25 protein-coding genes and 5 tRNA genes are annotated in these 25,074 nt (G+C 68.2%); 1 reads left to right on the plus strand and 29 read right to left on the minus strand.

Annotated elements, in window-relative coordinates; all coding sequences use genetic code 11:
* Positions 1–13: 13 nt before the first annotated feature.
* From ACZ58X_RS29555 to ACZ58X_RS29650, 20 genes are all read right to left on the minus strand, one after another.
* Positions 14–1,120 carry a DUF5047 domain-containing protein gene (locus ACZ58X_RS29555; protein ID WP_470336643.1) on the minus strand — a complete coding sequence of 369 codons (1,107 nt, stop codon included), beginning with the start codon at positions 1,118–1,120 and terminating at the stop codon, positions 14–16.
* Positions 1,121–3,355 carry a hypothetical protein gene (locus ACZ58X_RS29560; protein WP_470336644.1) on the minus strand — a complete coding sequence of 745 codons (2,235 nt, stop codon included), beginning with the start codon at positions 3,353–3,355 and terminating at the stop codon, positions 1,121–1,123. It lies immediately after the preceding gene.
* The gene (locus ACZ58X_RS29565) at positions 3,355–8,088 is read right to left on the minus strand and encodes a transglycosylase SLT domain-containing protein (protein WP_470336645.1); all 4,734 of its coding nucleotides are present in this window, start codon (positions 8,086–8,088) and stop codon (positions 3,355–3,357) included. Before ACZ58X_RS29565 ends, ACZ58X_RS29560 begins: the two co-directional genes overlap by 1 nt.
* Positions 8,088–8,372 carry a hypothetical protein gene (locus ACZ58X_RS29570; RefSeq protein ID WP_470336646.1) on the minus strand — a complete coding sequence of 95 codons (285 nt, stop codon included), beginning with the start codon at positions 8,370–8,372 and terminating at the stop codon, positions 8,088–8,090. Before ACZ58X_RS29570 ends, ACZ58X_RS29565 begins: the two co-directional genes overlap by 1 nt.
* A 119-nt stretch (positions 8,373–8,491) precedes the next feature.
* Positions 8,492–8,812, minus strand: coding sequence for a hypothetical protein (locus tag ACZ58X_RS29575; protein ID WP_470336647.1), 321 nt, complete (start codon positions 8,810–8,812; stop codon positions 8,492–8,494).
* Between the two features lie 71 nt (positions 8,813–8,883).
* On the minus strand, positions 8,884–9,468 hold the full coding sequence (locus ACZ58X_RS29580; protein WP_470336648.1) for a phage tail tube protein: 585 nt from the start codon (positions 9,466–9,468) through the stop codon (positions 8,884–8,886).
* A gap of 64 nt (positions 9,469–9,532) precedes the next feature.
* Positions 9,533–9,916: a hypothetical protein gene (locus ACZ58X_RS29585; RefSeq protein WP_470336649.1), complete on the minus strand. Its 384-nt coding sequence runs from the start codon at positions 9,914–9,916 to the stop codon at positions 9,533–9,535.
* Positions 9,909–10,268, minus strand: a complete 360-nt coding sequence (locus ACZ58X_RS29590) for a hypothetical protein (RefSeq protein ID WP_470336650.1) — start codon at positions 10,266–10,268, stop codon at positions 9,909–9,911. The genes ACZ58X_RS29585 and ACZ58X_RS29590 overlap by 8 nt, the downstream gene beginning before the upstream one ends.
* Positions 10,268–10,603, minus strand: coding sequence for a head-tail adaptor protein (locus tag ACZ58X_RS29595; RefSeq protein ID WP_470336651.1), 336 nt, complete (start codon positions 10,601–10,603; stop codon positions 10,268–10,270). The genes ACZ58X_RS29590 and ACZ58X_RS29595 overlap by 1 nt, the downstream gene beginning before the upstream one ends.
* Before the next feature lie 12 nt (positions 10,604–10,615).
* A complete protein-coding gene (locus tag ACZ58X_RS29600) occupies positions 10,616–10,990 on the minus strand; it encodes a hypothetical protein (RefSeq protein WP_470336652.1) in 375 nt (124 codons plus the stop codon).
* A 191-nt stretch (positions 10,991–11,181) separates the two neighbouring features.
* Positions 11,182–12,216, minus strand: coding sequence for a major capsid protein (locus tag ACZ58X_RS29605; protein ID WP_470336653.1), 1,035 nt, complete (start codon positions 12,214–12,216; stop codon positions 11,182–11,184).
* A gap of 13 nt (positions 12,217–12,229) precedes the next feature.
* A complete protein-coding gene (locus ACZ58X_RS29610) occupies positions 12,230–12,628 on the minus strand; it encodes a head decoration protein (RefSeq protein ID WP_470336654.1) in 399 nt (132 codons plus the stop codon).
* 23 nt (positions 12,629–12,651) lie between these two features.
* Positions 12,652–13,272, minus strand: coding sequence for a hypothetical protein (locus ACZ58X_RS29615; RefSeq protein WP_470336655.1), 621 nt, complete (start codon positions 13,270–13,272; stop codon positions 12,652–12,654).
* A gap of 47 nt (positions 13,273–13,319) precedes the next feature.
* A complete protein-coding gene (locus tag ACZ58X_RS29620) occupies positions 13,320–14,096 on the minus strand; it encodes a hypothetical protein (RefSeq protein ID WP_470336656.1) in 777 nt (258 codons plus the stop codon).
* 25 nt (positions 14,097–14,121) lie between these two features.
* The gene (locus ACZ58X_RS29625; protein ID WP_470336657.1) at positions 14,122–15,615 is read right to left on the minus strand and encodes a phage portal protein; all 1,494 of its coding nucleotides are present in this window, start codon (positions 15,613–15,615) and stop codon (positions 14,122–14,124) included.
* 14 nt (positions 15,616–15,629) lie between these two features.
* A complete protein-coding gene (locus ACZ58X_RS29630) occupies positions 15,630–17,285 on the minus strand; it encodes a terminase (RefSeq protein WP_470336658.1) in 1,656 nt (551 codons plus the stop codon).
* Positions 17,286–17,349: 64 nt separating this feature from the next.
* Positions 17,350–17,811 (minus strand): phage terminase small subunit, encoded by a 462-nt coding sequence (locus tag ACZ58X_RS29635; RefSeq protein ID WP_470336659.1) that lies wholly within the window; start codon positions 17,809–17,811, stop codon positions 17,350–17,352.
* 520 nt (positions 17,812–18,331) lie between these two features.
* Complete coding sequence (locus ACZ58X_RS29640; protein ID WP_470336660.1) at positions 18,332–18,961, minus strand: DNA primase; 630 nt, start codon at positions 18,959–18,961, stop codon at positions 18,332–18,334.
* 595 nt (positions 18,962–19,556) lie between these two features.
* A complete protein-coding gene (locus ACZ58X_RS29645) occupies positions 19,557–20,288 on the minus strand; it encodes a spherulation-specific family 4 protein (RefSeq protein WP_470336661.1) in 732 nt (243 codons plus the stop codon).
* Positions 20,288–20,620, minus strand: coding sequence for an HNH endonuclease (locus ACZ58X_RS29650; protein ID WP_465392613.1), 333 nt, complete (start codon positions 20,618–20,620; stop codon positions 20,288–20,290). The genes ACZ58X_RS29645 and ACZ58X_RS29650 overlap by 1 nt, the downstream gene beginning before the upstream one ends.
* A gap of 16 nt (positions 20,621–20,636) precedes the next feature.
* Between ACZ58X_RS29650 and ACZ58X_RS29655 the strand changes: the two genes are divergently transcribed.
* Positions 20,637–20,900, plus strand: a complete 264-nt coding sequence (locus ACZ58X_RS29655; RefSeq protein ID WP_465392612.1) for a hypothetical protein — start codon at positions 20,637–20,639, stop codon at positions 20,898–20,900.
* On the opposite strand, the gene ACZ58X_RS29660 is transcribed toward ACZ58X_RS29655, so the two are convergent.
* From ACZ58X_RS29660 to ACZ58X_RS29700, 9 genes are all read right to left on the minus strand, one after another.
* Positions 20,897–21,127: a hypothetical protein gene (locus ACZ58X_RS29660; RefSeq protein WP_470336662.1), complete on the minus strand. Its 231-nt coding sequence runs from the start codon at positions 21,125–21,127 to the stop codon at positions 20,897–20,899. The genes ACZ58X_RS29655 and ACZ58X_RS29660 overlap by 4 nt on opposite strands.
* A gap of 70 nt (positions 21,128–21,197) precedes the next feature.
* Positions 21,198–21,533 carry a hypothetical protein gene (locus ACZ58X_RS29665; protein WP_470336663.1) on the minus strand — a complete coding sequence of 112 codons (336 nt, stop codon included), beginning with the start codon at positions 21,531–21,533 and terminating at the stop codon, positions 21,198–21,200.
* Positions 21,534–21,567: 34 nt separating this feature from the next.
* The gene (locus ACZ58X_RS29670; protein ID WP_470336664.1) at positions 21,568–21,789 is read right to left on the minus strand and encodes a hypothetical protein; all 222 of its coding nucleotides are present in this window, start codon (positions 21,787–21,789) and stop codon (positions 21,568–21,570) included.
* A gap of 34 nt (positions 21,790–21,823) precedes the next feature.
* Positions 21,824–21,895, minus strand: a tRNA-Pro gene (locus ACZ58X_RS29675).
* Between the two features lie 145 nt (positions 21,896–22,040).
* Positions 22,041–22,107: transfer RNA gene (locus ACZ58X_RS29680), tRNA-Pro, on the minus strand.
* A gap of 71 nt (positions 22,108–22,178) precedes the next feature.
* A tRNA-Leu gene (locus ACZ58X_RS29685) sits at positions 22,179–22,254 on the minus strand.
* 437 nt (positions 22,255–22,691) lie between these two features.
* Positions 22,692–22,763: transfer RNA gene (locus tag ACZ58X_RS29690), tRNA-Leu, on the minus strand.
* A 94-nt stretch (positions 22,764–22,857) separates the two neighbouring features.
* A tRNA-Asp gene (locus ACZ58X_RS29695) sits at positions 22,858–22,930 on the minus strand.
* Between the two features lie 326 nt (positions 22,931–23,256).
* Complete coding sequence (locus ACZ58X_RS29700) at positions 23,257–24,768, minus strand: recombinase family protein (RefSeq protein ID WP_470336665.1); 1,512 nt, start codon at positions 24,766–24,768, stop codon at positions 23,257–23,259.
* Between the last annotated feature and the right edge of the window lie 306 nt (positions 24,769–25,074).

Consider the following 25,074-nt stretch of genomic DNA (forward strand, 5'->3'; position numbering starts at 1 on the left):
TCGGCAAGGACGCTCATGGGGTGTCCGCCCTGCTTCCTCGAAGGGTGATGGAGAAGTCCCCTGCGACGTCCAGGGGGACGGAGAACGACTGCACGAGCACCCGCTCCGTGCGTCCGCCGGCGTACGTCAGCCGGAGACAATCCCCGGCCTCCAAGGCAGGATTGGGGAGGCTGGTCAACGCCGTCTCAACGTTGGGTGCGATTGCGTCCCGCAGCATCGACGCAGCAGCCGCGCTGCACTGCGCAATTGTCGTCAGTAGGCCAGAGCTGTAGAACCTGGGCACGCGTCCGTACGGGCCGCCCCACCGGGTCGGGCTCGCAGGGTCGGTGTCCTGAACCATGGCGGAGACCGGCGGAAGACCCGCGTACGCGCTCTCACCGGACGCAATCACGGCGTTGTAGACGCCGGCCCGGGAGAGCTTCCGGCTCGCGGCGACCAGGTTGCCCGTCGGTCCTGCCGCGATCGTCCATACCGGGCTCGCCGTCGCCAGGTTCGGGATGTCCGCGATGACGAACTGGCCGAGCACGTTGACGTAGCACTCCGCCTGCATGCTGGTCGCCAGGGCTGCGACGGCGTCCCACCGGTCGGCCTGTGCGTCCCACACGACGCGGGCGCAAGGCTGGTCACGGCCGGTCGAGTTGAGCACCACCGCGCCTGGCAGGGTTTCCTGAATCAGCGCTGTGATCGCTACGACCGTGGACGAGTAGCCCGACGTCGACCGAGGGGCCGTGAAGCGGTCGTCCTGGATGGCTGCCTCCAGGCTCTTGCCCGTTAGGGTGACCGGTCCCATGTCGACGTCCCCGCCCGGGTCATCCAGACGGAAGGTGCCGAGCGGGCACATCTCCCGTGTGCCGTCCGGAAATTGGATCCCGCGCGACACGGTGAGCTGCTGCCCGTAGACGGCCAGCGGGTCCGTCGCGGTCCACGGAAGGTACGACGAATCCGCGACCGTCAGCGAGAGGGAACGTCGGACCTTCGAGCCACGGTCCACCGTGACGGACCCGCCCACGATGGGGAGATCCGTCACGGTCGGGGTGCCTGCCAAGCTGCCGTCCACACGCACGACAACCTGATGCGGGGTAGAGAGGGCAGCGATGAACGCCGCGCTCACGGGGTACATTCAGCTGCCTCCAACTCCGGTGAGAACGTCCAACCAGGTGCGGGCACCGGCCAGGACGTCGGCCCAGGTGCTGTAGCCGTCGCGCACGGCCTGCCAGGTGCGACCGGCGGTGCCGACGAGGCCGCCGATTGGGCGGTCAACCTCCGTCAGCGCGAGCGTCCACTCACGGTCGGGCTGAGGCGCGTACCCGGACGGGCGCGCCTCGTCCACGTCGCCCACCTGGAGATAGGCGTCCGACTCGCCCCACGACGCCGGCCACTGCGCGAGAAGCGTGTGACCGGAGCTGAGGAGCCAGACGAGGGCCTGGCGCTCCGCATCCGTGGCCGTGCTTAGCACGACACTGCCGGTTCGGGACGCCCGAACGTCGGTGAGGATCACTGGTCGGGATCGGCCGCGGATCTCGTGGACGCCCTGGCGCGCGCCGCGCTTCCACTCGGGCATGGTGCTGACGGTGACCTTGACGTTTCGCGCCGGCAGTGCCGGGTCCTTCAGGACGACGGCCAGCGGGTCAGGGTGCACGAGAGTGAGCCAGTCGACGGTGTACGCCGCCCAGTCCGCTCCGGCCGGCGCCGTCCAGGCCTTCACGTAGTAGGCCACCGGCACCCCTAGGGGCGCTTCGTAGTCCTCCACCACGGCCGTGTCACCGGTGACTGTCTCCGCCGTCAGGTCACCGGAGTAGCCGCGGACTGGGGTCTGCGTGCCGTCCGGTGTCGTCCTCCAGAGTCCCCAGCGGTTCCGACCGTCCGTGGTGAGTCCCTGGACGTGCACGACTGCGCCGTAGCCGGCGGTTGACGGTTCCGCCCACGCTGCCAATCCGCCGGCCGCCAGGTACACGCGGTCGACGTACCAGACCTCTCCAGCCGTCGCGCCGCTCCGGACGATCGACGGACGGACCGAGACGGCCCCCGCCGGAGCCAGGTCTGAGGTGTAGCTCGCCGTCCAGGCCGACGCGGCGCCGGCAGTGATCCCGGAGGACGTCTGCCGGATCGTCTGCCCGCCCGCGTTCAGCCAGTCCAGGCGGACGGTATACGGGAGCCCGTCGACCGGAGGCCTCACGAACGGGCGGAAGCGGTAGGCCTGACCGGCAGTGACCGGTACGGGCGTTGCGAGCGACACCACGGCGTCCGCGGTGCCGGTGCAGGTGAGCGCCAGGGAGAGAACGCCCTCTGCAGCCTGCGCGCTGCTGGCTGTAATCGTCCCGCCGCCCGATGCTGTCCACGGGCCTACGCCGCCCTCCATGGAGTAGGCGGAGTAAGGAAGCAGGTTCCCGGCTTCGTTGCCGGCCGCTATCTGGATGCCCATCTGGTCGCACAGCCACGTCTGCCCGGCGGCCGTCGCTTGCGGACGCAGGACGAGCCGCGCCTTCACTGCGCCGGCCGGAGCCTGGCCCGTCACGGCGACTCGCGTCCAGGTGCCGGCTGGGAGGTCGCTCCAGGTGGACGAGCTGGTCACACCTAGGTAGGTGTCGCTCGCGTCGTGCCATCGCAGGTCGATGGCGAAGGGGACGCCCGCCGTCCCGGGTTGCACAGAGGCGTACCCGACGTAGTCCGTGCCGGGTGTCGTCGTCACGGACGACGCCCCGCCGCACTGAGTGTTGCCGGCCAGGGTGGACGTCAGCAGCAGACTCCATGCACCCTCTACGGCTGCCGTGGAGCTGCGTCCGACCGTCAGCCCGTACCAGGCGCCCCACGCGGAGGCGTCCTGCTCGACAGACTGAGCGGCGTACCCGAGCAGGTTTCCCGCGAGCAGCGGCACCGGCCCGAGCGCGACGGAGTCGATCAGTGCCGCCTGTCCGGCGGTCAGCCCCGTGATGTTGAACCCGACAATCGCGTAGGTCGCGCCGGCTGGGGCGGTGGCGACCAGGATCGGGGGCGGCGTCTGAAACGCTGTCGTGCTCGTCAGCGTCGTGTTCGGCGACGTCGAGTACGACAGCGGGGAGCCGCCGCTCGCGACGTTGTACCACCCGATGAAGGCATTCACGGCCCGGCCCGTCGCTGCCGCCTCCAGCGCCGGGTAGCCGTACGCGGTGTAGACCTGGCCGGCCGTCACCGCAACCCGGGTCACCGTCGTCGCAGAGACGGTTCCGGCAGCCGTCGCCGTCAACTTCAGGGACGCGGAGCCGGTGAAGCCCCGCGTCCCCAGCGCCAGCGTGGTGTTCGTCCCCGCGGCCCACCCGGAGGTGCTGCTCTCGATGTCGGAGACCGACGCCGCGAGGAGATTCGTACTGACGCTCACTAGATCCGCCTCCCAGTCGTCAGGGCCATAGCTGTTGCTGTCTCCGCGCGGTCGACCTCCACGCGGACAATGTCCGTGATCTCGCGATCGCCGACGTAGACCCGGGCGTTGACCGTGACGTCCCCGGAGTCGTGGAGACCGCCGCGCTTAATGGCGTCCCACTGGCCAGTGGTGAACACCGGTTCCGGCGATCCGGTGTGGTTGTAGACGAGGCTCGTCCCCACCGGCAGATAGCCGCCGGAGTCGTAGCCGCCGGGACGGTTCAGCGCAGCCAGCGAGCCGTAGCGGTGGATCGCGTAGTTCAGGCCGGCGTAGATGTTCGCCAGGGGGTCGGTCGAGGTCCCGTACGAGAACGGGCCCGTCCCGGCGAACGGACCGGCATAAGCACGGAAAGTGGGGCCGATGACCTGCATCAGGCCGACGGACGGAGTTCCGGCAGCCGCGTTCGAGTCCCAGTTGTTGACGATCGTCGGGTTACCGCCGGATTCTTGGTTCATCCGTCGCAGGACGGTGTCCAGCCATGAATCCGGCTGCCCCAGCATGGTCAGTGCCTGGAGGACCGTCGGCGCCCACTGCTGGACGCCGGATCCGCCATTTCCGGCGGCCTGACTTCCGCCTCCGCCGCCCCCGCCAGTGACGAAGCTGACGATCTTGTCCTTGAGTCCGGTAATCAGTTTCTCGGGGATGCCGATCACAGCCTTACCGAGAGGCGAATCGGTCACCTGCGAGAAGAGATCCCGAACGGGCTTCGTCAGCTTTTCCCAGATCTTCGACGGGTGCACCAGAAGATCCGCCCCGTCCTTTGCTGCGTCCCAGACGTCCGAGGCGAAACCCTTGACCTTGCCCACGATCGAACCGAGAATTCCGCCATCCGCCATGAGCTGAGTTCCGGCGGCAGCGTGCAACGCGAGGGCTCGCTTCCGGTATCGCGGGTCCGTCGGGATGACGTATTCCGGGTAGGCTGGGTTTCCTTCGCCGACAATCGCCGTGGGGCGGTTAACGACCATCGGAACGGCCTCGCCCCAGCCGGGGCCGACAGTTCCACCGGCCGCCAGAAGTTTCGGAGCATCGGGCAGCTTGGGGAGGTGGACGAAGTCGGCGACCTTGTCCCAAACGGCCTTGATGCCGTCGGTGTATACGCTCTGAATCACGAAATTGACGGGCTTTTTTGTGATGTCAACGATCTGACCCCACACCTTCGAGATGGCTTCCTGAGCCTTTCCGAAGGCGTCCGCGACCGGCCCCAGGGCTCCCTTTATCGCCTCGAACGCCGGTTGCAGCGCATGGTCCCACAGCCAACTCGCCCCGCCGCCGATGGCATCAAGAGACGGCTTGATCGCATTGCGCCAGAGCCACGTAGCACCCGCGCCTATGCTCTCGAACGTCGGCTGAATAAACGACCGCCAGAGCCAAACCGCCGCGTCGCCGAATTTCTTGAAACCCGTCATCGCGGCGTCAATGAGCGGAGAAAGCCCCTCCCGCCACAGCCAACTCGCGCCAGCCGAGATCCCGTCGATGGTGGGTTTGAAGCAATCCGTCCACAGCCACATGGCGATCGCGCCGAGCAGCTGCACTGCCAGCATGATCGGCACAATGACTGCCGTCACAACGATGGCAAAGAGAATCCGCGCCGCTTCCCAGATGAAGTTGAACGCTGGGCTGATCGCGTTTTCCCAAAGCCACATAGCAGCAGCTCCGACGACCTGAAGGCCGTACGTGATTCCGTCGAATGTGGGACGAAGGACCGAATTCCAGGCGAATAGCGCCGCCTCCTGTATGGCGTGCCAAGTAGCGAGCACCGCCTCACGAAACCAGGTCCAGTGGTTGTACGCGTAGATAACACCGGCCACCAGCGCGGACACCACGAGAACGATCGCCATGATGATGGGGACGATTCCCGTCATCTGCATAGCCGTCGCAAGTGCGCCGGTCTCGGCGGTGGCTATGCCCGTCACGACGTTGTAGGCCGCCATTCCGGCTGCCGCGCCGAAAGCGATTAGCCGGGCCACCTTGAACGCAGCGATCCCGAGCCAAATTGCCTGGACGAGGCCGGGGTAATCCGTGGCCAGCTTCGCCACGACACCGGACAGCCACTTCAGACCGTCGAGCACCGGCCCCGACAGCGGAGCGAGTGCCTCGCCGATCGCGAAGAACGCGTCCGCGACATTGCGCAGAATCTCTGCGATCTGCGGCCCCGTGCGCGCGGCATAGTCGAGGAACTTCTCAAACTCGGGGCTGCCCTTAAGGCTGCTGCCCCACGAGGCGAACTTGCCGGATGCGCCAGTCATCCGCGCAGTGATGCCGTCGATGTGCGGCAGGAAGGCGTCTATAACGCCAGCCATCCCCTTGACGACGTTGCCGAACGTGACGCCGAGCCCAACGATCGCCGGCTCGGCAGACGCGTCGATGTCCCGCTTGAAACCCTGCCAGAACGGCGTCTTCAGCTGCGCCGACGCCTTGTCCTCCAGCAGCCCGATAGCCCGCGCTGCCGCCAGGACGAGCGGGGTCAGCCCGGGAATCGCCGCCTTCGCTCCGTTGACACCTCGCGTGAAAAGCGGGAGGACGTCAGGCGCCACGCTGTCGGCCCACTCCGTGAAGGCCTTGCTTAGCCCGTGCGGTCCCGCAACGGCGTCGTACAGCGCCCGCGCTGACGGCGACATCTTGTCTAGCATCCGCTGGTACTTGTCGGCCGCTGACGTCGCGGTGCCGGCCGTCGTGGCACTCGACAGCATCGCCTGCCGCACGCCGCGCTGAGCACTCGCGATCGAATCCGCCGCCGACTGCGCCGCCTGCGCGGCAGAGCGCTGCGCCTCCGCAACACGCTCCTGAGCGTCCGCAACCGAACGCGCGGAGCTGGCAGCCGTCTTCGCAGCAGCCGCCTGCGCATCCGCGACAGCCTGTGCAGCATCCGCCGTGCCGCGCTGCGCCTTCGTCAGACGGTCCTGCGCGGAGACGACGACCTGAGCACCGTCGACACCGGCCGCGCTAGCCGCCTTCGCCTCCGCTTGCAGCCGCGTGTAGGAGGTTCGCTGGTCGTTCGCGTTCTGGACCGCACGGTCATAGGCAAGCTGTGCTTGCGCGAGTTGCTCACGCGTCGCAAGCTCGCCCAGCTCCTTGACGGCCTGCAGTTCCTGATGCGCCTTGGTGACGCGGAGCGTCGCCTCCCGCTCGTCCAACGCACCGTTGGCGAGGCGCGATTGGTAGTCCTCCAGCTGTTGCGCTGCCGTCTTTCGCGCGCTGGTCAGCTCCTGTTGCGCCTGCTGCTCAGTGCGTTGCGCATCCGCGAGAGTCCGCTCCGCGTCCTGCACCTTGCGGGCAGCGGCGGCCTGCTCGTCGGCCGCGCGGGCGACGGCGTCCACGACGCCCTGTTCTGCGCGCGCGATCTGGCGAGCAGCGTTCTCTGTCTGCTGTGCAGCGCTCCGCCGTGCGGACGCGAGTGACTGCTGTGCACCCGCAAGCGACAGCGCGTGCTGCTGCGCGGTGACATCTGCGTTCGCACTGGAGCGGGTCGCGTTGGCGGCCTCGTCTTCAGCGGCCTTGCGTGCCTGCATCGCCTCGGTGATGCCGCGGATCGCGGGAAGGGCTGCCAGGCCGAGCGCGCCCGCACCCGCGCCGGCGGCGACGAATGCAGCCGCAAGCCCGCCGACTCCCGCCGCCAAGACGGGGATTGCCGGGATCGCAGCGAGTGCAGCGATCTGGATCGCGAGCACCGTGACAGCGGAGGCTGCCCCGGCGGTGTCGATGTGGATCTCGGCCTTTTGAGCGTCCAGTGCTGCCACTGTGGCCGAGACAACAGCTAGTTCAGCCTCAGCACGCGCAGCGTCGGCCCTGATGTCGATACGGGCGGGGCTGGCGCTCAGCTCCGTAAGCTGGGCTCGCAGCCGGGCGATAGCCGCGACGGCGTCGGCGTCGGTGAAGTGCGCGTCCGTCGCCAGGCGCTCCGGGATCGCAACCATCTCGGCGCGCAGTCGCGCGAGCCGAACCTCCGCCTCGTCGGTGGAGACCTCCACGTCCACGACGGGAAGCCCCTCCGTCGCGCTGCGGATCTGGGCAATCAGCTGCTCACGGAACCGGCCGGGCCGGACCTGGACCTCGTGAGGATCGCGGGTGACCGCGTCAATCTCGGCCTGAATCTCAGCCAGTGCGGCCCGGGCGGTTGCGGCGTCGATGCGCACCGTCGGGTTCGGGTGCTGGGCGCCGAGTCGGCGCAGCTGGGCGTCCAGCTCCTCCACGCGGGCGGCAGCGGTAGCGGCGTCGATGTCGATGCCGATCCGTTTGCCGGAGAGCTGTTCCAACTTGGCCCGGACCCGGGCGAGATCAGCGTCCAGGCCGGTATCTGTGGCGCGCACGTCTAGCTTGGGCAGGGACCGAAACGCCGCTTCCAGGCGGCCCTTAACCGACCGCGCGAAAGCACCGCCCGTCTCCTCGCCCGACCGAGCGGCGGAGGCAGTAGCCCTGCGCCCGCCGGCCTGGACGGCGTCGGGGAGCGCGTCGGAGATGCGGCGTTGCATCGCAGCCGCGATCTCGTCGCCGAGCACCCGCCCAACGCCCTGACCGGCCCCAGCCAGCCCGGACCGGAGGCTCTCGCCCATCCGGTCGCCGAGCGTCCGCCCAGCCTCCAGGCCGACCCTGTCAGCGATCGGGAGAACGGCGTCCTTCAGCTTCCGGTGGAACGTCGGTAGGACGGGGACGATGTCGACGCCGGCACTGCCGACGATGTCCAGCTCTGCCATCACGCCTCCCGGGGCGGCTCAGTTCTCAGCCGCGGGTCCAGCGCGCGGCGTTGCTCGTCCGACAGGCGTCGGGAGGTGGGGCTCTTCGGCGGGATGCCAGGGCGCGGCGTCGGGTCGGGCATCTGCGGCTTCCCTCCGGCAGCTGCGACGGCGACGGCCGTCTGCGCGCGGATCGCGTCCAGGATGCTGGCGAGCAGCAGCTCAGCGCCGCTCCACGCGGCCAGGTCCGGGCGGGCGCCCTGCGACAGTCGCTCGCGCTCGTCATCCGTCAGCGCGTTGCGCATCTCCGTCTTCGTCGCCGAGTCGGGCGGCAGGTGCTCGACCAGGACACGGAGCCGGCGCAGTGAGAGCGTGCCCCGGTAGACGTCCAGTAGGTCGATGCCGCGCCAGGCGAGATCCGCCTCTAGCGCTTCCGCGTGGTCCTGGAGGACTTGGAGGGTGCCCCAGACTTTCCCGGGGCCTCCCCGGCCGCCTCCATGGCGCGGCTGGTGAATGCCCCCAGCTCGTCCATGGTGGCGTCGATCTCCACGAAGGTGGCGACGTCGTCCGGGTGCAGCGCGAGGACAGCCCACGCGTCGAAGTCGGCGACACGCAGGGCACGCAGGAAGCTTGGCCGCCACCGGCCGACGGGCAGCACGCGCAGGGTCTCGCCGTCCAGCTCCACGGCGACGTAGTCGGCCGTCGCCTCGATCTCCTGAGCGGTGGCGGGGGTGATGTCAGTCATGGTTCTCCTCGGGTACTCATGGGATGGGATGTCCACCGTGGGTCGACCCACGGTGGACAACTGACTACACGTCAGGCGAAGAAGCCCGAGACGTCGATGCCGCCGTAGTCGATCGTCCGGTGGACGGCCGGCGAGTTGTTGGCGCCCTTGTAGAACGTGGCGGTCATCTCCACCGCCCACACGTCATCAGTCTGGGGCTGCTCGTCGCCGCGCTCGGTGATCTGCCCGGCCGGCATGTAGAGCCGGACCCGCTTCGAGCCGTCGATGGTGTCGAGGATCCACGCGTAGCGAAGATTGTTCGGCTTGTCCGGCAGATCGTACGAGGCGATCCCGTCGGTCGGCTGGAGGGTGGAGATCGGGACGTTGTCGTACAGCGCCCTGATCATCGGGTTCAGCGCTTCCTGATACGTGATCTTGACGGTCTTGGTGCTGCGGGTCATCAGGGTGCGGATCGGCTCCAGCGAGCCGGCAGCGGTGATGTCCTTCTTCTCGTCGCTGATCTGGAACGTACCGCCGGCGGTCGTGATCCAGCCCAGGCACTTCCAGGCGCCGGACGGCGCGGCGAACCCGGTCGGCGACGCGGTGTCACGCGGCGCCAGGTACGCCAGGTAGTCGGTTGCGCCGAACGTCAGATCGGCATTGCGGGTGTCACTCACGAACCCTCCCGGGGCATGCGTGAGGGCCGCAGCGCATAACTGCGGTCCTGTGTAGGTCAGTTGGTCAGTAGGCCGCCGGGTGGAGGGTGACAGTTACCGTCAGCCCAACTCGCCGAAGTGCGGGGTTGTCGTACGGTCGACGGGACGGCACTGCGTCCACCCGGGTGTCGCTCACGACTGCCCCCGGCGACGCGGGTCCGCGCCATCCCGTCAGCGCGCGCGTGATGCGCAGCGCGAGCGTCCGAGCGGCGGCGTAGTCGGCCGCATACACGTCCAGGTCGATCCGCGGTCGACCGCCGAAGCGGTCTGCCGGCCCGCCGACGGTCGCAATTTGTACGACGGGGAGCACCGTCTCCACGGTCGGTGGCAGCTCAGTGCACGTCCGGACGGCGAAGGTGTCGTGGAGCCAGCGAGCGAGCACGGCCTCCGCGTCCACCGGCTCAGCCATCGTTCACCCGCGCGCCGTCGATGGCGGTCCTCAGGACGGCGTAGCGCTGCACCTTGCCGTTGCCGTACTCCACGGCGCGGGCGTGGTCGGAGACGTTTACGAGCCGGCTCCCGGCACGCATCCGGCTCTTTCCGCGGTACGGCACGTTTTTCACGATCGGCTCTACCTTGAAGGACTCTCGGTACTGGCCCGGATGCGGATCCGCCGCCGGGTCGCCGACTGGCGAGAGGAACTGTGCGATGCGTTTCATCCGCTCTGCCGCTTCCGCGGTCGCCTGCTGCACGCCGGGCCTGCGGAGCAGGTTGCCGATGCCGTTGTAGCGGCCGGTGTAGGTGCTGCGGTACGTCGCCATCAGCCGCTCACCTGCTTCAGGTGGGCGGTCACATGGGCGAGAGGGCCGGGGTACGGCGACGGTTCCCCGTGCACCTCGTACACGGTGCCGTCGTGGCGGACACGGTCCGTCGGCCGGAGGTCGGTGCCCGCCGGCGCGAACAGTACGCGGACCACGGTCACCTGATCACGCGCCTCGATCAGCTCCACTGACGCCGCTGTCTGCCCTCCGGGAGGCAGGACGGCGCAACCTGTGATGTCGGCCTCCACTGCCGGCCCCGGGACGTCGTTGCCGTACGGGTCCTGTGTCGGTGGGCCGGGTCGGAGCCGGGTGACAGTCTCGGTGGCGTACAGCATGCGTCGTCCTCCCTAGTTGTAGAGGTACCGCCGAGCCGGCTCGTCCGGCCCGATGTCCAGGGAGGACGCGCCACCCGCCAGACCAACCGCCCGGCGTACCCGCCGGACTTCCTGTGCCGTGAGCACGGCGCCCGTCAGCGCGTCCGTGTAGGACTCGGAGACTGCGCCGGCTGTCGCCGACCGGAGCCCGCCCGGGTTCGTCAGGGAGCGGGCTGCTACCGCGAGTGCCACGGACCGGATGCCCGGCTGAGGCGGGTCGGTGAGCCTGCCCGCCGTCTCCCCCGTGATGGCGTCCGCGGTGAGCATGTGGGCAGTGTCGTACTGCTCGGTGGTCACCGGGCGCTGGAGGAACGCGGCTAGCTCAGCCTGACTGAACAGGGTCGGCATCGGTCGCCTTCCGTCGGGTTGACCGGCGCGCAGGCGGAGCCGTCTCCGTCGGAGTGCTCGGAGGCTCCGCCCACGCCGCCGGGTTGGTGATGCGCTGCGCGGCCCACTCCGGTACCTCGTCGTCGGGCCCGAAGACGTGCACGACGCCGCGCTCATCCCGCAGATGGACGTTCGTTGCGAGCCGCGCCATGTCAGGCCGCCACGACGGTTGCGGTCATGGTGACGTCGGGGTTGCCGATGATCGGCAGCACGATGGCCGTCGCCCGGGTCCACAGGGTCTGGGGATCCTCCGAGTAGTACGCACCGACCGCTACACCGGCCTCGTCACCGGCCAGACCGTAACGGGGGTCGGCGGACTCGATCGGAGCGCCCCAGAGGGTCTCGCCGATCTTGACGTTCGCCGGCGGCAGGAGCGCGACCTTGTTCGCCGGGGTGACTCGCGTCGAGACGCCGGCGACGCTCACCTGAGCGTCGTAGAGGATCGGCGTTGGCAGGCCAGCCGCGCTCATAGCGTCCATGAGCTGGGTCGGCGTCAGGGTGGGAAGCTGGTCGCTCGTCTTCCCGCTGTTCGGCCAGATGAGGTTGCGCATCTGGTCGTTGCGACGCAGGAAGTTGAAGATCCTGCGCGGCATGAGCATCCGCTCCGGCAGGAAGCCGTTCAGGGCGAGGTAGTACTCCATCCACGCGTCGATGTCGTCGGACACAGTTGCGGTCGGCTCGTCCCAAGTCTTCGCCGGGGCGACGGAGTTACCCGGACGACGGCCGAAGTCCACGCCGCCCTGAACACCGTTCTCATTCAGGGCGATGGAGGCGTTGAAGATCGCTTCACCGCGAGCCAGCTCCACACGGGCCGCGATGCCCTGCGCCAGGCGCTCCGCGTCCGTCTCCAGCGCCGAGCGGAGTTCCTCGCCCTCCGACGCCAGGTTCCGCCGCTTGATTCGCTCGTACTCCCCGAGCGGCAGCTTCCGCGAGATCGGAGGCAGCTCGCCATAGACCCGAGCGCCGCCCTCGCGGATACCGATGTCGGACTCCGCGTCGAAGTTGCGGTAAACCGCCGCGTCCACGAGGTTACCGCCGCCCCGAGTGAACCGGTAGCTGAGATCGTTCACCGTGTTGTCGGGCAGGAACTGGTGTAGCGCGAACTGGTTGACCTGGTAGTCGCGCAGGGCGGCACGGGCGTAGCCGGTCAGCTCCGCCGGGGTCGCATACTCGTCAATGAGCTGCATGCGTCACGTCCTCTCAGACGGTGTAGATGCGGGCCGAAACGTCGGCCTGGCCGTTGGCGTCCAGCGGGACGGGCAGCCTGTTCAGGCGGATGAAGCCGTGGAGCAGCATGGAGCCGCCCACCTGCGTGGAGACTCGGCCGCGCTGGTCGACCACGCCGACGCCCGTGAACAGGAGCCCGACGCAGGTCTGACGGCCGTCGGTGGCGGTGTCGTCGTACGGGCCGTAGAGCCCGCTCGCAGTGATCTTGCCGAGCGGGATACCCGACTTCAGGTAGCCGTCCGGGTAGTGGGTCGCCTGCGTGAACTTCGAGACGTCCAGGCTGACGGAGCGCGGCGCGTCGGTGCCGTGCTCGCTGCCCAGCCAGTCGCGCCGGTCCTGGCTGAAGTTGATCGACTTCAGGGACAGATCCATGTGTGTGTTCCCTCCGTGGGGTGTTAGCTCTTGCCGTGCCGGGCCGCGTAACGGGCAGCCCCGGCGGACACCGTCTTCGCGCCCATGCCGGCGTCGGAGCCGGTGCCGAGCGGTGGTCGACGGCTCTGGTCGCCTCCGCCGAACGCAGTCCTCAGAGCGTCCGCGTCGGCCTCCAGCTCCTCCCGGGTACTGCCCCGAAGTCGCTCGGCCTGCGCGGGGGTCAGCCCCTTCGTGCTGGCCACCTCCAGCAGCAGCGCGCGGCGGGTGGCGTTCTCCGCGTCTGCCCGGGCCTGCGCGGCAGCCTGTTCGGCCGCTTCCTTCTCCGCCTGGAGCCGCTGGGTCTCGGTCATCTCCGACTGCCTCCGGGTGGCCAGTTCGGCGGCGTCGGCGCGGAGCTGGGCCAGCTCCTCCGTAGTCGGGGCGGCGTTCGCGCGCTGCTCGTGCTTGCGCGCGTGGTGCTTCCAGTAGGCCGCCTGGTGCTCGTGGCTCATCTCGGCGACCGGGGTCGACTCCGGGAAGCCGTTCGGGCCAACCGGGTTACCACCGCCCCCACCGCCGGCCGTCGGGTCGTCGTCGTAGAGGGTCCAAGGCTGGGCCGTCACAAGCGAGTGGATCGCGGAGCGGTTCAGAGCGCGTCGGCGCATGGTGGTAACTCCCCTGTCGGGATGGATGGTTGGTGCCCATGGCGGGCTCAGGTCGAGGGGCGGAGGTCGTTCGGGCCGGTGAAGTTCTGGCCACGGAAGCCGAGTACGGGCCCGATCTCGCCGTGATCGTGCTGGATGATGATCTGGCGGTAGTCGACGGTGCGGGCGTCACGGGCGGACTGCCCTACCGCTTCCTCTACCGCCTTATGGATGGCCTCTAGCCGGGCCTCGTCCACCACCTGTCCCGGGTCGTAGTCGGCGCGAACGGTACGCACTCCGCAGTCACAGCCAGGGTGGATCGGGAGGAGATCCTCTTTCGAGTACCGCTGTGTGCTCGCGATCATGCACAGCGCACAGTCGTGCTCTCCTCGCAGCTCACGGACGTAGTACGTCACGCGCGGCTGCTGGTCCAGGACGAGCTTTACCGAATGAGTCCGGGCCAACTGTAGATCCGTCTTCGCCAGGATCTCCAGGCGGTCGGCTCCGCGCTGCTGGGCGACGTCGAAGGGCTCGCCGTCGGCCAGGGCTTTCCACGTGACCTTGAAGGGCCGGCGGTAGACGTCAGCGGGGTCGGTCCCGTTCCGGACGGCTGCCCCCGACACCTCGTTCGGGTCGAGTTGAATCCGCGGTGAAGCGGCGCCCGTAACCTCCCGGTGCATCTGCTCCAGGTAGCCGGCCGTCAGGGACGCGATCGTCCGCTGTCCGGCCTGGACTACGGGGAGCGCTGAGCGCTGAAAGCGGCTGACATCGGCGTCCCGCCAGGACCCGAGTCCCTGCCACGACCGACTGAGACGGGCGAGCACGCTCGTCCACGTCGCCGACACCTGCGCGTTGTACCGCGCCTCGGGGTCAGGCTGCCTGCGGGAGGCCGGTGTCACGCCCGATCACCGCCCGCGGATCCTGCGGTTGCGGAGGTGTGCGGAGCGGCGTCACGTTCGACGACTCCGGGGCCATCATCGCGTCCTGCGCCCGGTCGACCTCCATGCGGTCAATCTGCGCCGGCGTGTAGCCGAGATCCTCCATCCGCTGACGCCACGGGACGCCGGCCGCCTCCTTCTTCACGGCAGCGTCGGCCAGTTCGGACACGGTCCGCGACTCGCAGTCCATCCAGATGGTCTCTGCGGACGCCTCGTCGGCGCGCGGGTCGTCAAGGATCCGGAAGCACAGCCGCATAGCGGATTCCCAGCTCTCGCCGAACTCGCGCTGCTTCGCGCGAACGCGGGACACGAGCCCGGTTTCCGCTGCCTTCAGAGCATCGCCGGAGACGTTGACGACCTGGCCCAAGAGGTAATGGGGTGGCGTCTTACTGATAGCTGCCAGATCCTGAACCGCCGCCCCCACAGCCGCCACGTACGGCCGCAGGTCCGTGGCCTGGAACTCCCCGAAGTTCACGTCCGGGGACTCCGTAGTCCAGAGGGTTCGGATGTCCAGCTTGAAGGGGCTGATCTTCTCCCCCGTCACCGGATCCTCGTCCACCTCCAGACCAGCTGCATACCGTTGGCGGAAGGCACCGTAACGGCCGGCAGCCATGAGCTGGATGACGCCAGTGTTGATCCGGTTCTGAATGCTGAGAACGTCCTCGTGCTCCGCGTAGCCCGTCGGCCGGCGGTTCCGCCGGTTGACGAACGGCACGACCGGCACGACGCCCAAGTGGTTCGGCTCCACGCTGGGTTCGCCACTGGGCAGGGTGAGGAAGTCCCAACCGTCCAGGCGGCTCATGCCCTCCGGGAACGTCACGTCGGCGACGGGCGACACCATGTCCACGATGTCCGTCCGCGTCCACAGGGTTGCCCGCGTCTGGCCTGTCCAGTCGTCGCGGTACAGGTAGAGGGCCGCGCGGATGGCTCGCGGGTCATGCGGGTCGTAGGCTACCGCCACCTGGCGGGCCGACTTGTGGAGCATCCGGGGCAGACCGTCCGGGCCCTTCTCCACGATGACAAACGACCGTCGCTGAGACAGGGCTCCGTAGTGGACTAGCTCCGACTCGGCGTCCATCCCGCACTGCTGCCAGATCCGGTTAGCGTCCGCGTCGGCTCCACTGGAATCGCCGAAACGGAATCCCGTCACGCCCAGACGCTCGGCCGGCGAGTCGATGACCAACGCCATCCAGTTGGTTCGGGCGTCCCGCATCCATTCCTGCGCCTCCGCCGGATCCACCCCGGGAACCGACGGAAGAGGCGCGAACCCCTCCGCGTAAGCGCGAAGCGTGTCCAGCCCCGGAACCCGCTCTACTCGGCCTGGACCGCGGGGCTCTGTGTGGTCGTACCGCTCGCTGAGCAGTCGGGCGCCGAGCCTCGCCAGCCACCAGCCGGGAGATTCGGGCACCGTGATATCGAGTGTCACCGCACTCTCCCTTCCTAGAACGCAACGAGACGGGACGACCGCTTAGGCCGCTTGGTAATTCCGAGCGCGACGGCGTCGGCCCGGCATTCGTACGCGAGAACAGCCGCCATTGCGGCGTCAATCTTCTTCGGCGACTTCGCATGCTCTTTCCCGATGCCGAGCGCGTTCCGGCCCATCAGCCGGCGGCGCGCGTTCAGCACGTGCCGGGTAAGCGTCGCCCCGAGGCGAAGCGCCTCGTTTCCCTCCGCGTCGTCGGTGTTCAGCGCTGCTGCGAACGAGAGTCCGCGGTCCTCCACGGCCTCCCGAAATCGGTTAAGCGCCTGCTCCATGGCAGTTGGACGATTGGTCCACCACTCGACCGGGCGGGCCTGCGTGGCACGCACGCGGAGACTGTCGCCGTGGTCGCGGGTCCAGGCGTCTACGTAGTCCTGCCAGTGAGGCGGATCCGCGTACATCCCGCAGACCTCGTAGCGCTCGAACGCCCGATGTACGGCCGCGTCAACCTCGTCGCGCGGCACCTGCCAGCCTTCACCCTCGGGCCCTTCAGGCTTCTCCCAGACGCCGAGCACCTGGAGGTGCCCGTCCCAGACGCGGGCAGCACACAGCGAAGTGGCGTCGTCCCGGATACTGCCGTCAAAACCGAGCGTGATCAGGTCCCCGTCCGCCAGGGCCTCCGCCTTCCGGCAGGCAGCCCACGCGTCGGGATCCATCCAGGCATCGGAGGCAACGGTCCGGGAGTTGAGAAAGTAGCGCCGGCCATCCGCGCTGTCATTTCTCGTGTCGTAGAAATCGTCAACGAGCGAATCCAGGTCAATCCACTCCATCGCGTCGCCATAGGCGTCAATGAGAGCGGCCCGGAGGGCGTCCTCGTTCTTCAAGTCCTTGCACTCGCCGTACCGGTGGTCGTACAGAAGTCGCGATCGACCGCGCTTCTTCCGACCCTCGCGGATGGCCTCCGCTTCCTCGTACGTGCGCTCAGCTACCGAGTCCTGCCCGGGGGCGAACATGGTCGTGGTTTCGAGATACCACGTCTGTGCGCCCTTTTTCCTTTTCCGGAGGTTACGCGTAACTGTCGCGTACATCCGCCGAAGTTCGGGGGTGTTGTAGAGGTGGGTCTCGTCAAAACAGACCCACGTCTCCTTACCGCCGTCCTTGGAACTGGACGACGCGGTAGACGGCATGATCTCCCCGCCGTCGGGGAGGATGATGCGGGTGATCCCGACGTCAACGCCGGGAATATGACTGAGCGGCGACGCCTCATCGGTCAGGTTGAAGTGGATCGTGTCAAAGACGTTGCCCGTCTGCCCTTCCTCCGTCGCCATGATGCGGAGGTAGGGGACCTTGACCGGCTGCCCCATCGGCTCGCCGGCCTCGTAGACGTAGGCGAAGCCGAGACCCCACGGGTCCTCATAGACCTCTCCGCCCTCCGCCCAACCCATGAAGCGGGCGGGGCCGAAAGCCTCGAAAAGGCCGATGCGGGCGCCCAACCCGCTCTTATCGCAGCCCTTTGGGCGGCTGAAGAACGCGGAGTCGTAGAGAAGCCTGCCGGCGCCGTCAACGGCGTAGCAGTCGGCGACGAACGAGCTGTACTCGTCGCCGTGACGAACGGGCTCGCCCTGGACGTCGCCAGGGCCGTGACGAACGAAGAACTCCATCCACGCGAGCGCCATCCACCCGAGGGAGGCGCTGCGATCGTGACCGGGGGCGCGCACGACTGCGCGCGGCACGGTCCTCCTAGGCTGTCAGGCGGGATCGGCGAGACGCGATGTCGGTCACGCCGGCCGGGGTCGTCGGGGTCGCAGCCGGACGGCTACCGGGAACGTCAACTTGGATCTTCAAGCGCGCCCTGTCCTCCGGGGTCGCGCCGAACTTCGCTGCGCGCAGGCGGACTTCGGACGCGAACTCCCACCGGCCCTTCGCCCACATCGTGTGGTGCATCAGGGCCGTGTCGATCAGGAACAGCCAGTCCGTCGCGGTGAACGTCTGCGCCTGTGCCGACGTCCGCCACGACTCCCACCACAGCTTCGTCATGGGGTGCCAGTCGACCGGCTCTCCGTCGTCCTCGCCGAGCACGCCCGCCGGCAGCTCCGGGCCACGAAGTTCGTCGTCCGGCTCCAGGGTCACGAGCGGGGCCGCATCGGTGTTCCGCCGGCGGCGCTTCGCCGGGTCCTTCGGGGCGGGTCCACGACCGGCCATCTTCACCTCCTCAGGTACTCGACCAGCAGAGTTGCGCATGACGGCGCATCATGTAGGATGTCAGGCAGAAAAGTACATCTGCCGATCACGGCGGAGCGCACGGCCGTTGAATCCGATGGACGGCCAAGCGTGTGTACAGATTGGCCTTCTGGGAATCAAGTCAGGGCTACCTGACTAACAGCTCCACCACCAGAGAACGCAGCTCTTCCGATAGCTCTGCTTCCAGGGCCGGACGGGAGACATCGGGGGCGCTCTCGGTTTTGATCACTCATCGAGTGGTCAGGCCGAGCATGCCCTATCGCAGCCTGACCACCCCTGACGGGAAGTTGGAAGGCTGTTGGAAACCGTGGGCTGGGCTGCGACCATCGTCGGCTTCATCGGCGGGTGCGTTTGGGTCATCGGGCAAGCGCTCGACTCGATCCCCACGCTGGCGACGAAAGCGATCAAGGCTGTTCGCGCGCTCCGCCGCCTTCGGCAGGAGATCGGCGGCAGCTCCGACGCCGCGCTCACCGAGGGCGAATCAGGCGGAACCGGAGACCAGGCAATCCACAAGACCCTCCAAGCCTCCGAGCCGTGACGGGCAGTCGCCATGCCGGCGGCCTGTCACGGTGATGTAGCGGCCGGTGCCGTAGACCTCCACGGCCGTGCCGTCAGGGCGGCGGATGCGGCGTCCCTGGCGAACGTCCGCTCGGCCCCAGATGTGCAGCCCGATGCCGGACGGGGACACCTCTACGTAGGTGGTGCCCGCGCCTGCCACGATGGGCGTCGCCCACGGCTCCAGCGAGCCGTCCGGGCGGATGCAGTGGTCCAAGTCGATGCACACGACGTCGTCGGCGCTGCTCAGCACGAAGCCGAGCCCAGCGCCGGCCGTCGAAGCGGCAGCGTCGGCGTGAGTGCTCCACGTCGCGGGGTCGGTGCTACTCGCGGCCTTGCCGGTCGTCGTTAGCGGGACCTTCGCGGAGCTGTGTCGGACCCACCTGGCGCGGGTCGTCAGCTCGTCGGGGAGCGCGGGGGAAGCGGCGGCGCTCGTCTTCCGCGCCCGGTAAGCCGCCTGCTTACACGCCGCGGAACAGTACCGGGCGTGCCGGCGCGCCATCACCGGAAGCGACTGCTCGCAGCGCTCGCACGGCGGGGTGGCGGTCGTCGTCATGGTGTCCATTCTAGGGGGCATGCGTTACGGTTTCAAGGCTCTGACCAGGCATTTTATCGAAATTAGGGGGCCACTGCAGCAGAGCCGAAGCCCTGCGCGCCCGCCTGTCGACCAGGGGTCTCCGACAGTCCGACATCCCGCCGTTCGCCCGCCTGCGGGGGCGCCATACCCCCTCTCGGCCACTTTCCCCAGACCCGTACAGAGCGCGAACTCCAGCACTCTTACGGTTCTCAAAGCGGCTCCGGAGGGGTACCCCCCAGGGGTATAGGTTCTGAGCCCCCTCCGAGCCGCCTACCCCCGGGGGCACCCTTCAGCCGGCTGGGTTACCCCCGGGGGGTACCGCCTTGGGAGGGCTTCTGGAAGCCGAAGGGCGGCCGGGGGCGAGGTGACCGGGCGCCCTTGGGCTCGCCCTTGATCACGACCTCCCGGGGCATCAGGGTCAGCGTCACCGTAGCCGGCTCGTCGTCTCCGCCGGCCCGTACCCGAGGTGGCTTAGCCAGCAGCCCGACGTCAACACCGTTGACCCGCACCAGGGTTGGCATCACAGCGTCACCCTGGTGATCAGGCTCCACGATCTCTACCCGAGCGCCCTGGCTCACGCCAGCCACCCGGGCGCAGGACGAGCCGGCCACATCTTCAGGGCCTTCGCCTGGTCGCTCCAGTAGAGCGGCAGGCCTGCCCACGGGTTTGTGCTGGCAAAGGTCTTGTCGGTACAGAAGATGTTGTGGCAGCCGCGCTGACGGGCCAGCCCTATGGCTTCCTTGGCCTCTTCCTGGCTGGCCTCGTAGACGAGGTGGGCCATGCGCTCCGGCTCGTGCTCCAGGACCCACGAGGGCACCGACAAAGTTCTGTAGGTAGCCATGTCGCCTTCGAACACGACGGCGACATCGCCGATGTCCAGGTGACCCGGCGACGGCAGCACACCGTAGTTCAACACGACGTACTTCATGCCGGCCTTACGCAGGCCGAGCACGCTGGCCGATACCGGTTGCACATCAGCAGCGGTGCTCGGGATCCGGTCGAGGAAGACGCAGTCGATTCCCCGGGACACCCACTTCGCAGCGTCCTGGTTGATCGTGTAGTCCCCGCCGTCGCGGTGCCCGTACGCATAGTCGACGTACCCGCAGACCCGCGTGTTCCCGGCCGCCTTCACGGCCCGCGCCGCGTCATACAGGACGGTATCCTCCACGTCGCCGGGGCCGTCGCTCTGGTTGAGCGTGATGAAGCGGACCGGCTGATCCGCGGTCGCCAGGGCGGCCCAACTACGGCCGTCGATACCCGGGTGCACGTACATCGGGATGCCAGCCGTCATGGTGTCGAGCGTCATCAGTCCTCCAGCGCGGGGTGTTGCGCCGTCGGGCGCGCCTGTCGGGCAGCTCGTTGGCCGGCTGCCGTGCCGCCCTCGTGAGCGGACTTGCGTGCGTGACACCAGCCGCACAGAGAGCGGAGGTTGTCGTCCGAGTGATCATCACCCGGGATGATGTGGTCGACGTCTGTCGCACGGGCCGAGCAGCGCCGACCGTCGCTGAAGACCGCCGTACAGCGCCCTCCATCGCGGCGCAGGATGCGCGGGCGGATCCGCGACTCCCAGTCCTTGGGCAGCCGCTTCCGCCGGTCGCTTGTCGTCCAGGCCAAGACTCTGCCCTCCGTCCGAGACATCTAGTAAGGTCCGCGCATGGGACTGTTCGGAAGGAAACGAAATACGTCGTCCGACATCGACGCGCAGGCTGTGAAGGCCTACAAGTCGGGCCAGACGATCTATATCCGTAAGATCCACCTCGTCCCCGGCGACGACGGCCGGCGGCTGTCCGCGGCCCTGTCCCGGATCGAGGCGGCCGGCTACAAGCTGGAGAACCAAAACCACGGCGGGCAGGGCTACCAGCGGTGGGTAGAGGCAACGTTCCGCCTCGTCCCGCTCAGCATCGAGCAGCCCCGCTAGGACAGGTCCCACAGCACGGTGTGCCGGGTGCGCGTCGGCTCCGGGGTCCTGCCCGTCGCCAGGGCGTCGCGCTCCATCCGGCGCACGCTGCCCCAGAAGCGTCGGCGGGCCTGCCGCACGGTGTTCCGGCCGTAGGCCGCGGAGACGTGCCAACGCCATTCCCGCCGGGTGTAGTCGGCCTCGTCGCGCACCATGCGCCACGGGCGGTGTGCGGTGGTCCGGCTCATGTCTACGTCTCTCCTCTGCACAGCAACGAGCCCCGCACCGGATCACCGGGCGGGGCGCAAGCAAGTAGAGTCAGGCGCTCCGGATAGCCCGGATCTTCAGCTCCGCGTTGTCGACGTCGACCAGCAGCGCCGACCCGTAGTCCGCGGTGGGGTACGGGCCGAGCAGGCGGGTCACGCCGGTCGCTACGGAGACGGTGCGCGAGCCGGTCAGGGTGAGGCCGTCGACCGCCCTGGACATCTGGAGCGTGACGGTCCGAGCGACCGTGCTGCCGGTGTTCTCCACGAGCAGCAGCGTCCGGCCGTCGTTGGCGATCGTGTGCCCGTTCGTCGGGTCGCCGACCGTCGCAGCGGGCAGCGCGGTGCCGGCCCGGTCGGATGTGGTGGCGGTGATGGTTCCGCGTGGCATAGAGGCCTCCAGGGGCGTCATGGAGGCAACGAGGTCAGTCCGCGCCGTCTCCGGGGGTTTCCTTCTGGCGTCGCCAGATCTCGGCGAGCTGCCGGCCTTCCTCAACCGTCGGGGGCTGGGTCGCGTGGAAATCGCCCTCCGGCCCCTTCTCCGCGACATCCTCACCTCGTCGGGCGGCGTCCATGAGGCGCCTCATCCGCGCCATGCGCAGGTGGAGCAGCGCCTTGGCGTCGTCCCTGCTCTTGTCTTCAGCCATGTGTGCAGCGTAGCCGCCAAGGCCGACAGCCAAGTCTGGTCGGAGGGCATCGAACCCCCGCCCTCCCGCTCCCGAAGCGGGCGCTCTACCGCTGAGCTACGACCAGTGGCCACCCGCCGACCGGACCGACCGACCGTTGAGCGGGTGCGCGCCGGATTCACCGGACTCGTCAGCCCGCCACCTCGTCGCCCAGGTGGTTGCGGTGCAGTATGCCCAGTCGGTCCTAATGGGCAGGGGCCACAGCCGCTCTGTACAGGTGGAGGGGCTCGAACCCTCGTCCTCCGGCCCCGTCGGTGCTCTGCCACTGAGCTACGCCCGAAGGCGGGAGGAATCGAACCCCCGTGATGCCGAACCTGTCCGGTGCTCTACCGCTGAGCTACATCTGCCTGTACCGCACGAGGGATTCGAACCCCCAACCTCCCGGGTCTGAGCCGGGCGCCTCTCCCGAAGTTGGGCTAGTGCGGCGGGGACGTCGCCCGACGGATCGAATCGACGCCAGCAGCCGGCCACAAGCCGGCGCGGTGCCGTACCGTGGAATCGAACCACGCAAGGGGCGTCGCCCCGCAGGCTTTACAGGCCCGCTTGTCTCCCAGGACTCACGGCATGCGAAAGCCCCGACCGCATGGACCGGGGCTTCAGGTCATGATCAGACGCCTCGCCCTCCGAAGATCAGGGCAAGCACGCGACGGGCCATGTGGCCCAAGTGACCGTCGCCAACCGCAGCAATCAGCAGGGCGGCGACGGCACAGTAGACGACGGTAGGACCGTCAGTAGCGGTGGTCATGGCAGCACAGTACTGAGCCGACGGCTCGTCAGTCAACCCAACGGCCACAATCCTTGCCGAGCGCCAGCTTAAACACCTTAGTGGAACGCCCAGTAGAAACACAACACTCTCGGTTCGGCTCCGCGCCCGGGACTCGAACCCGGATCGGCCGCTCCTGAGGCGGCCGTGCTGCCGGTTACACCAGCGCGGAAGTGTGACGAGCCGTCGGGCCATTGAAGGGCGTTGCTCGTCCAGCGGTGAACGAGCAACGCCCGTCCGTCGGCAGGGTGGTCGTCCTCCGCACGCGCTCCCGACCGGACTCGAACCGGCGGCCCTCCGCTCGACAGGCGGACGCTCTGACCACTGAGCTACGGGAGCAGTCGGCCGGCGCGCTCTACCGGGCTCTACCCGGAGGAGAGAGCGGGGAGCACCGGGAGCGCCGCCAGCCGCGGAGGGAGAACAGCGAACGCCGCGCCATTCGCCGGCGTTGCTGACCTGCTCCCCCTCCACCATAGTTACTGGGCGGCCGTTTGCCCTGGCTCGTCGGAGCCGCCTCCTCCGGCGCGCAGGGTCCAAAGTGTCGAAAATTCTGCCCTTTTCCATTCTCTCTTAACACGTGTTAGAGAGAGTTGAAATAAGGGGTTAGTACGGCACTTTGGACCCTGTTCGACCCCCGGGGAGGGGGACGCGGCCGGGCTGACGGGTCAGCTACCCGTCCCCTCCTCCCAGAGGATCGCGTCCAACGCCGCCTGGACCGGGTCGGCAGGCCCGAACCTGGCGCGAGCCCCGACGGGCGTCGTGCGGGTCGGTGCGGGGTCCACCCAAACTGCCTGCTCCATCTGAAGAAGCAGCGTCCCCCGTTGTTCGTCTGTAAGCCCGCTCCAGACCTCCGAGTACGTGCGCCCGGTGGGCGTTTCCTCCCAGTGCGGCTCCACCTGCGGCACGTCGGCGAGTGCCTTCTTCCGGGCGATCAACCGCGCCATTCGTTCCCGGTAATCCTTCTCATCCTCTTCCCCGTCGAAGAGGCCGACGTCCCGGTCATCCCGAAGGCGGTCAATCGCCCTTGTGACGTCAGCTAGTTCGCGCTCGGCATCGGTTCCGGGCACCCACACCCGGCTGACCTCCGGGAGGTGGCCGTAGGCCTTCGGGAACTCCTCCCGGATCCAGTCCATCACCTTGGCCATGTTGACGTAGACCGTCGGCTTGTGGGTGTCGCCGTCCACGCCGCGACAGGTGAAGGAGCGCGTGCCGTCAGCTGATGTGTGCTGCTTCATGTTTCGGTGACACAGGTTGCAGCGGAGGATTCCGGAGAGCCAGTGAGAGGCCGCAGGCGCCTTCCGCGGCCCCATCCGCGAGCCTTCGATGACGCTCTGAAGGGCGTCGAACTCGTCCCGCGAGAACACCGGTTCCCAGGCGATCACCGGAAGACCGTCGCTGTCGGTTTCCACGGCGCCGCCAGGCACCGGCCGGTACCCCAGCATCGTGGGTGACGTGAGGATCTGCTCCAGTGCCTTCCCGCGCCACCGTGCCGGCTCGGCCTTCTCGCCCTTCAGCACCGCCCCACGCTGGCGGCTGGTCAGCTCGCCCCGCTGGTTGAGTCGGCGAGCGCACTCGGTAAGCGTGATCCCCTCCGACTCGCCCTCCAGCATCCAGAGGAGCACCTCGCGGAGCACGGACACGGCGTGCGGGTCACGGACAAGGACTCGTCCCTTCCCGCTGGGGTGATCAGCAACGGTGAGGCCGTACGGCACTCGCCCGCCGTGGAAGCGGGCATCCTCCTTCGCCTTCCGCATGGAGTCCCGGACGCGCGCCTTGATCATCTCGCGTTCAAGCTCAGCGAAGACCGCGATCATCTGCGCCATGGCGCGGCCCGTCGGACCGGACATGTCGATGGGCTCGGTTGCTGAGACGAGCGCCACGCCCTTGGCGTCAAGCTTGCTAACGATCTCCGCAAAGCCGATGAAGCTTCGCGCGATGCGGTCGATCTTCCAGACCATGACGGCGTCGAACTGACCGAGGCTCTCCAGGAGCCTGCGCATCGCCGGCCGCTCCATCGGCGGCAGCGCTCCGGACACGCCCTCGTCCACGAAGGCGTTCCCGACTACGCGCCCGTTGCGCCTCTTGACCTCTGCCCTACAGGCCTCGTCCTGCCGCTCGATCGACGTGCTGGCATCCGTCGCGTTCGACAGCCTCTCGTACAGGCCGTACCGATCCACCTGGGGCCCTCCCCTATCAGCGAGCCCCGATCGTATGTGTTCTTCGGGGCCCTACGGTAGGTCGTACGAGGGTTTGAGGTCGTTCAGGAAGCGCATGAAGGGGGCTCTCCGGCTGGGGGAAGGTACACCTCGGGTGCGGTTGCGGCGATGCCGCCGGGGCGCACTCGGGCGCCCGGCACCCAGCATTCGATTGTCCGTGAGGGTGGGGGCAAAAGCCAGTTCGAGCACCATTGCTGGGTGTGCACACAAAGCATGATCAATGCTCCGCGCGTAGACATGTGTGATCCTCCAAGGGCAGGCTCCCAG

The sequence above is a fragment of the Kitasatospora sp. NPDC040550 genome (genome assembly GCF_055594965.1).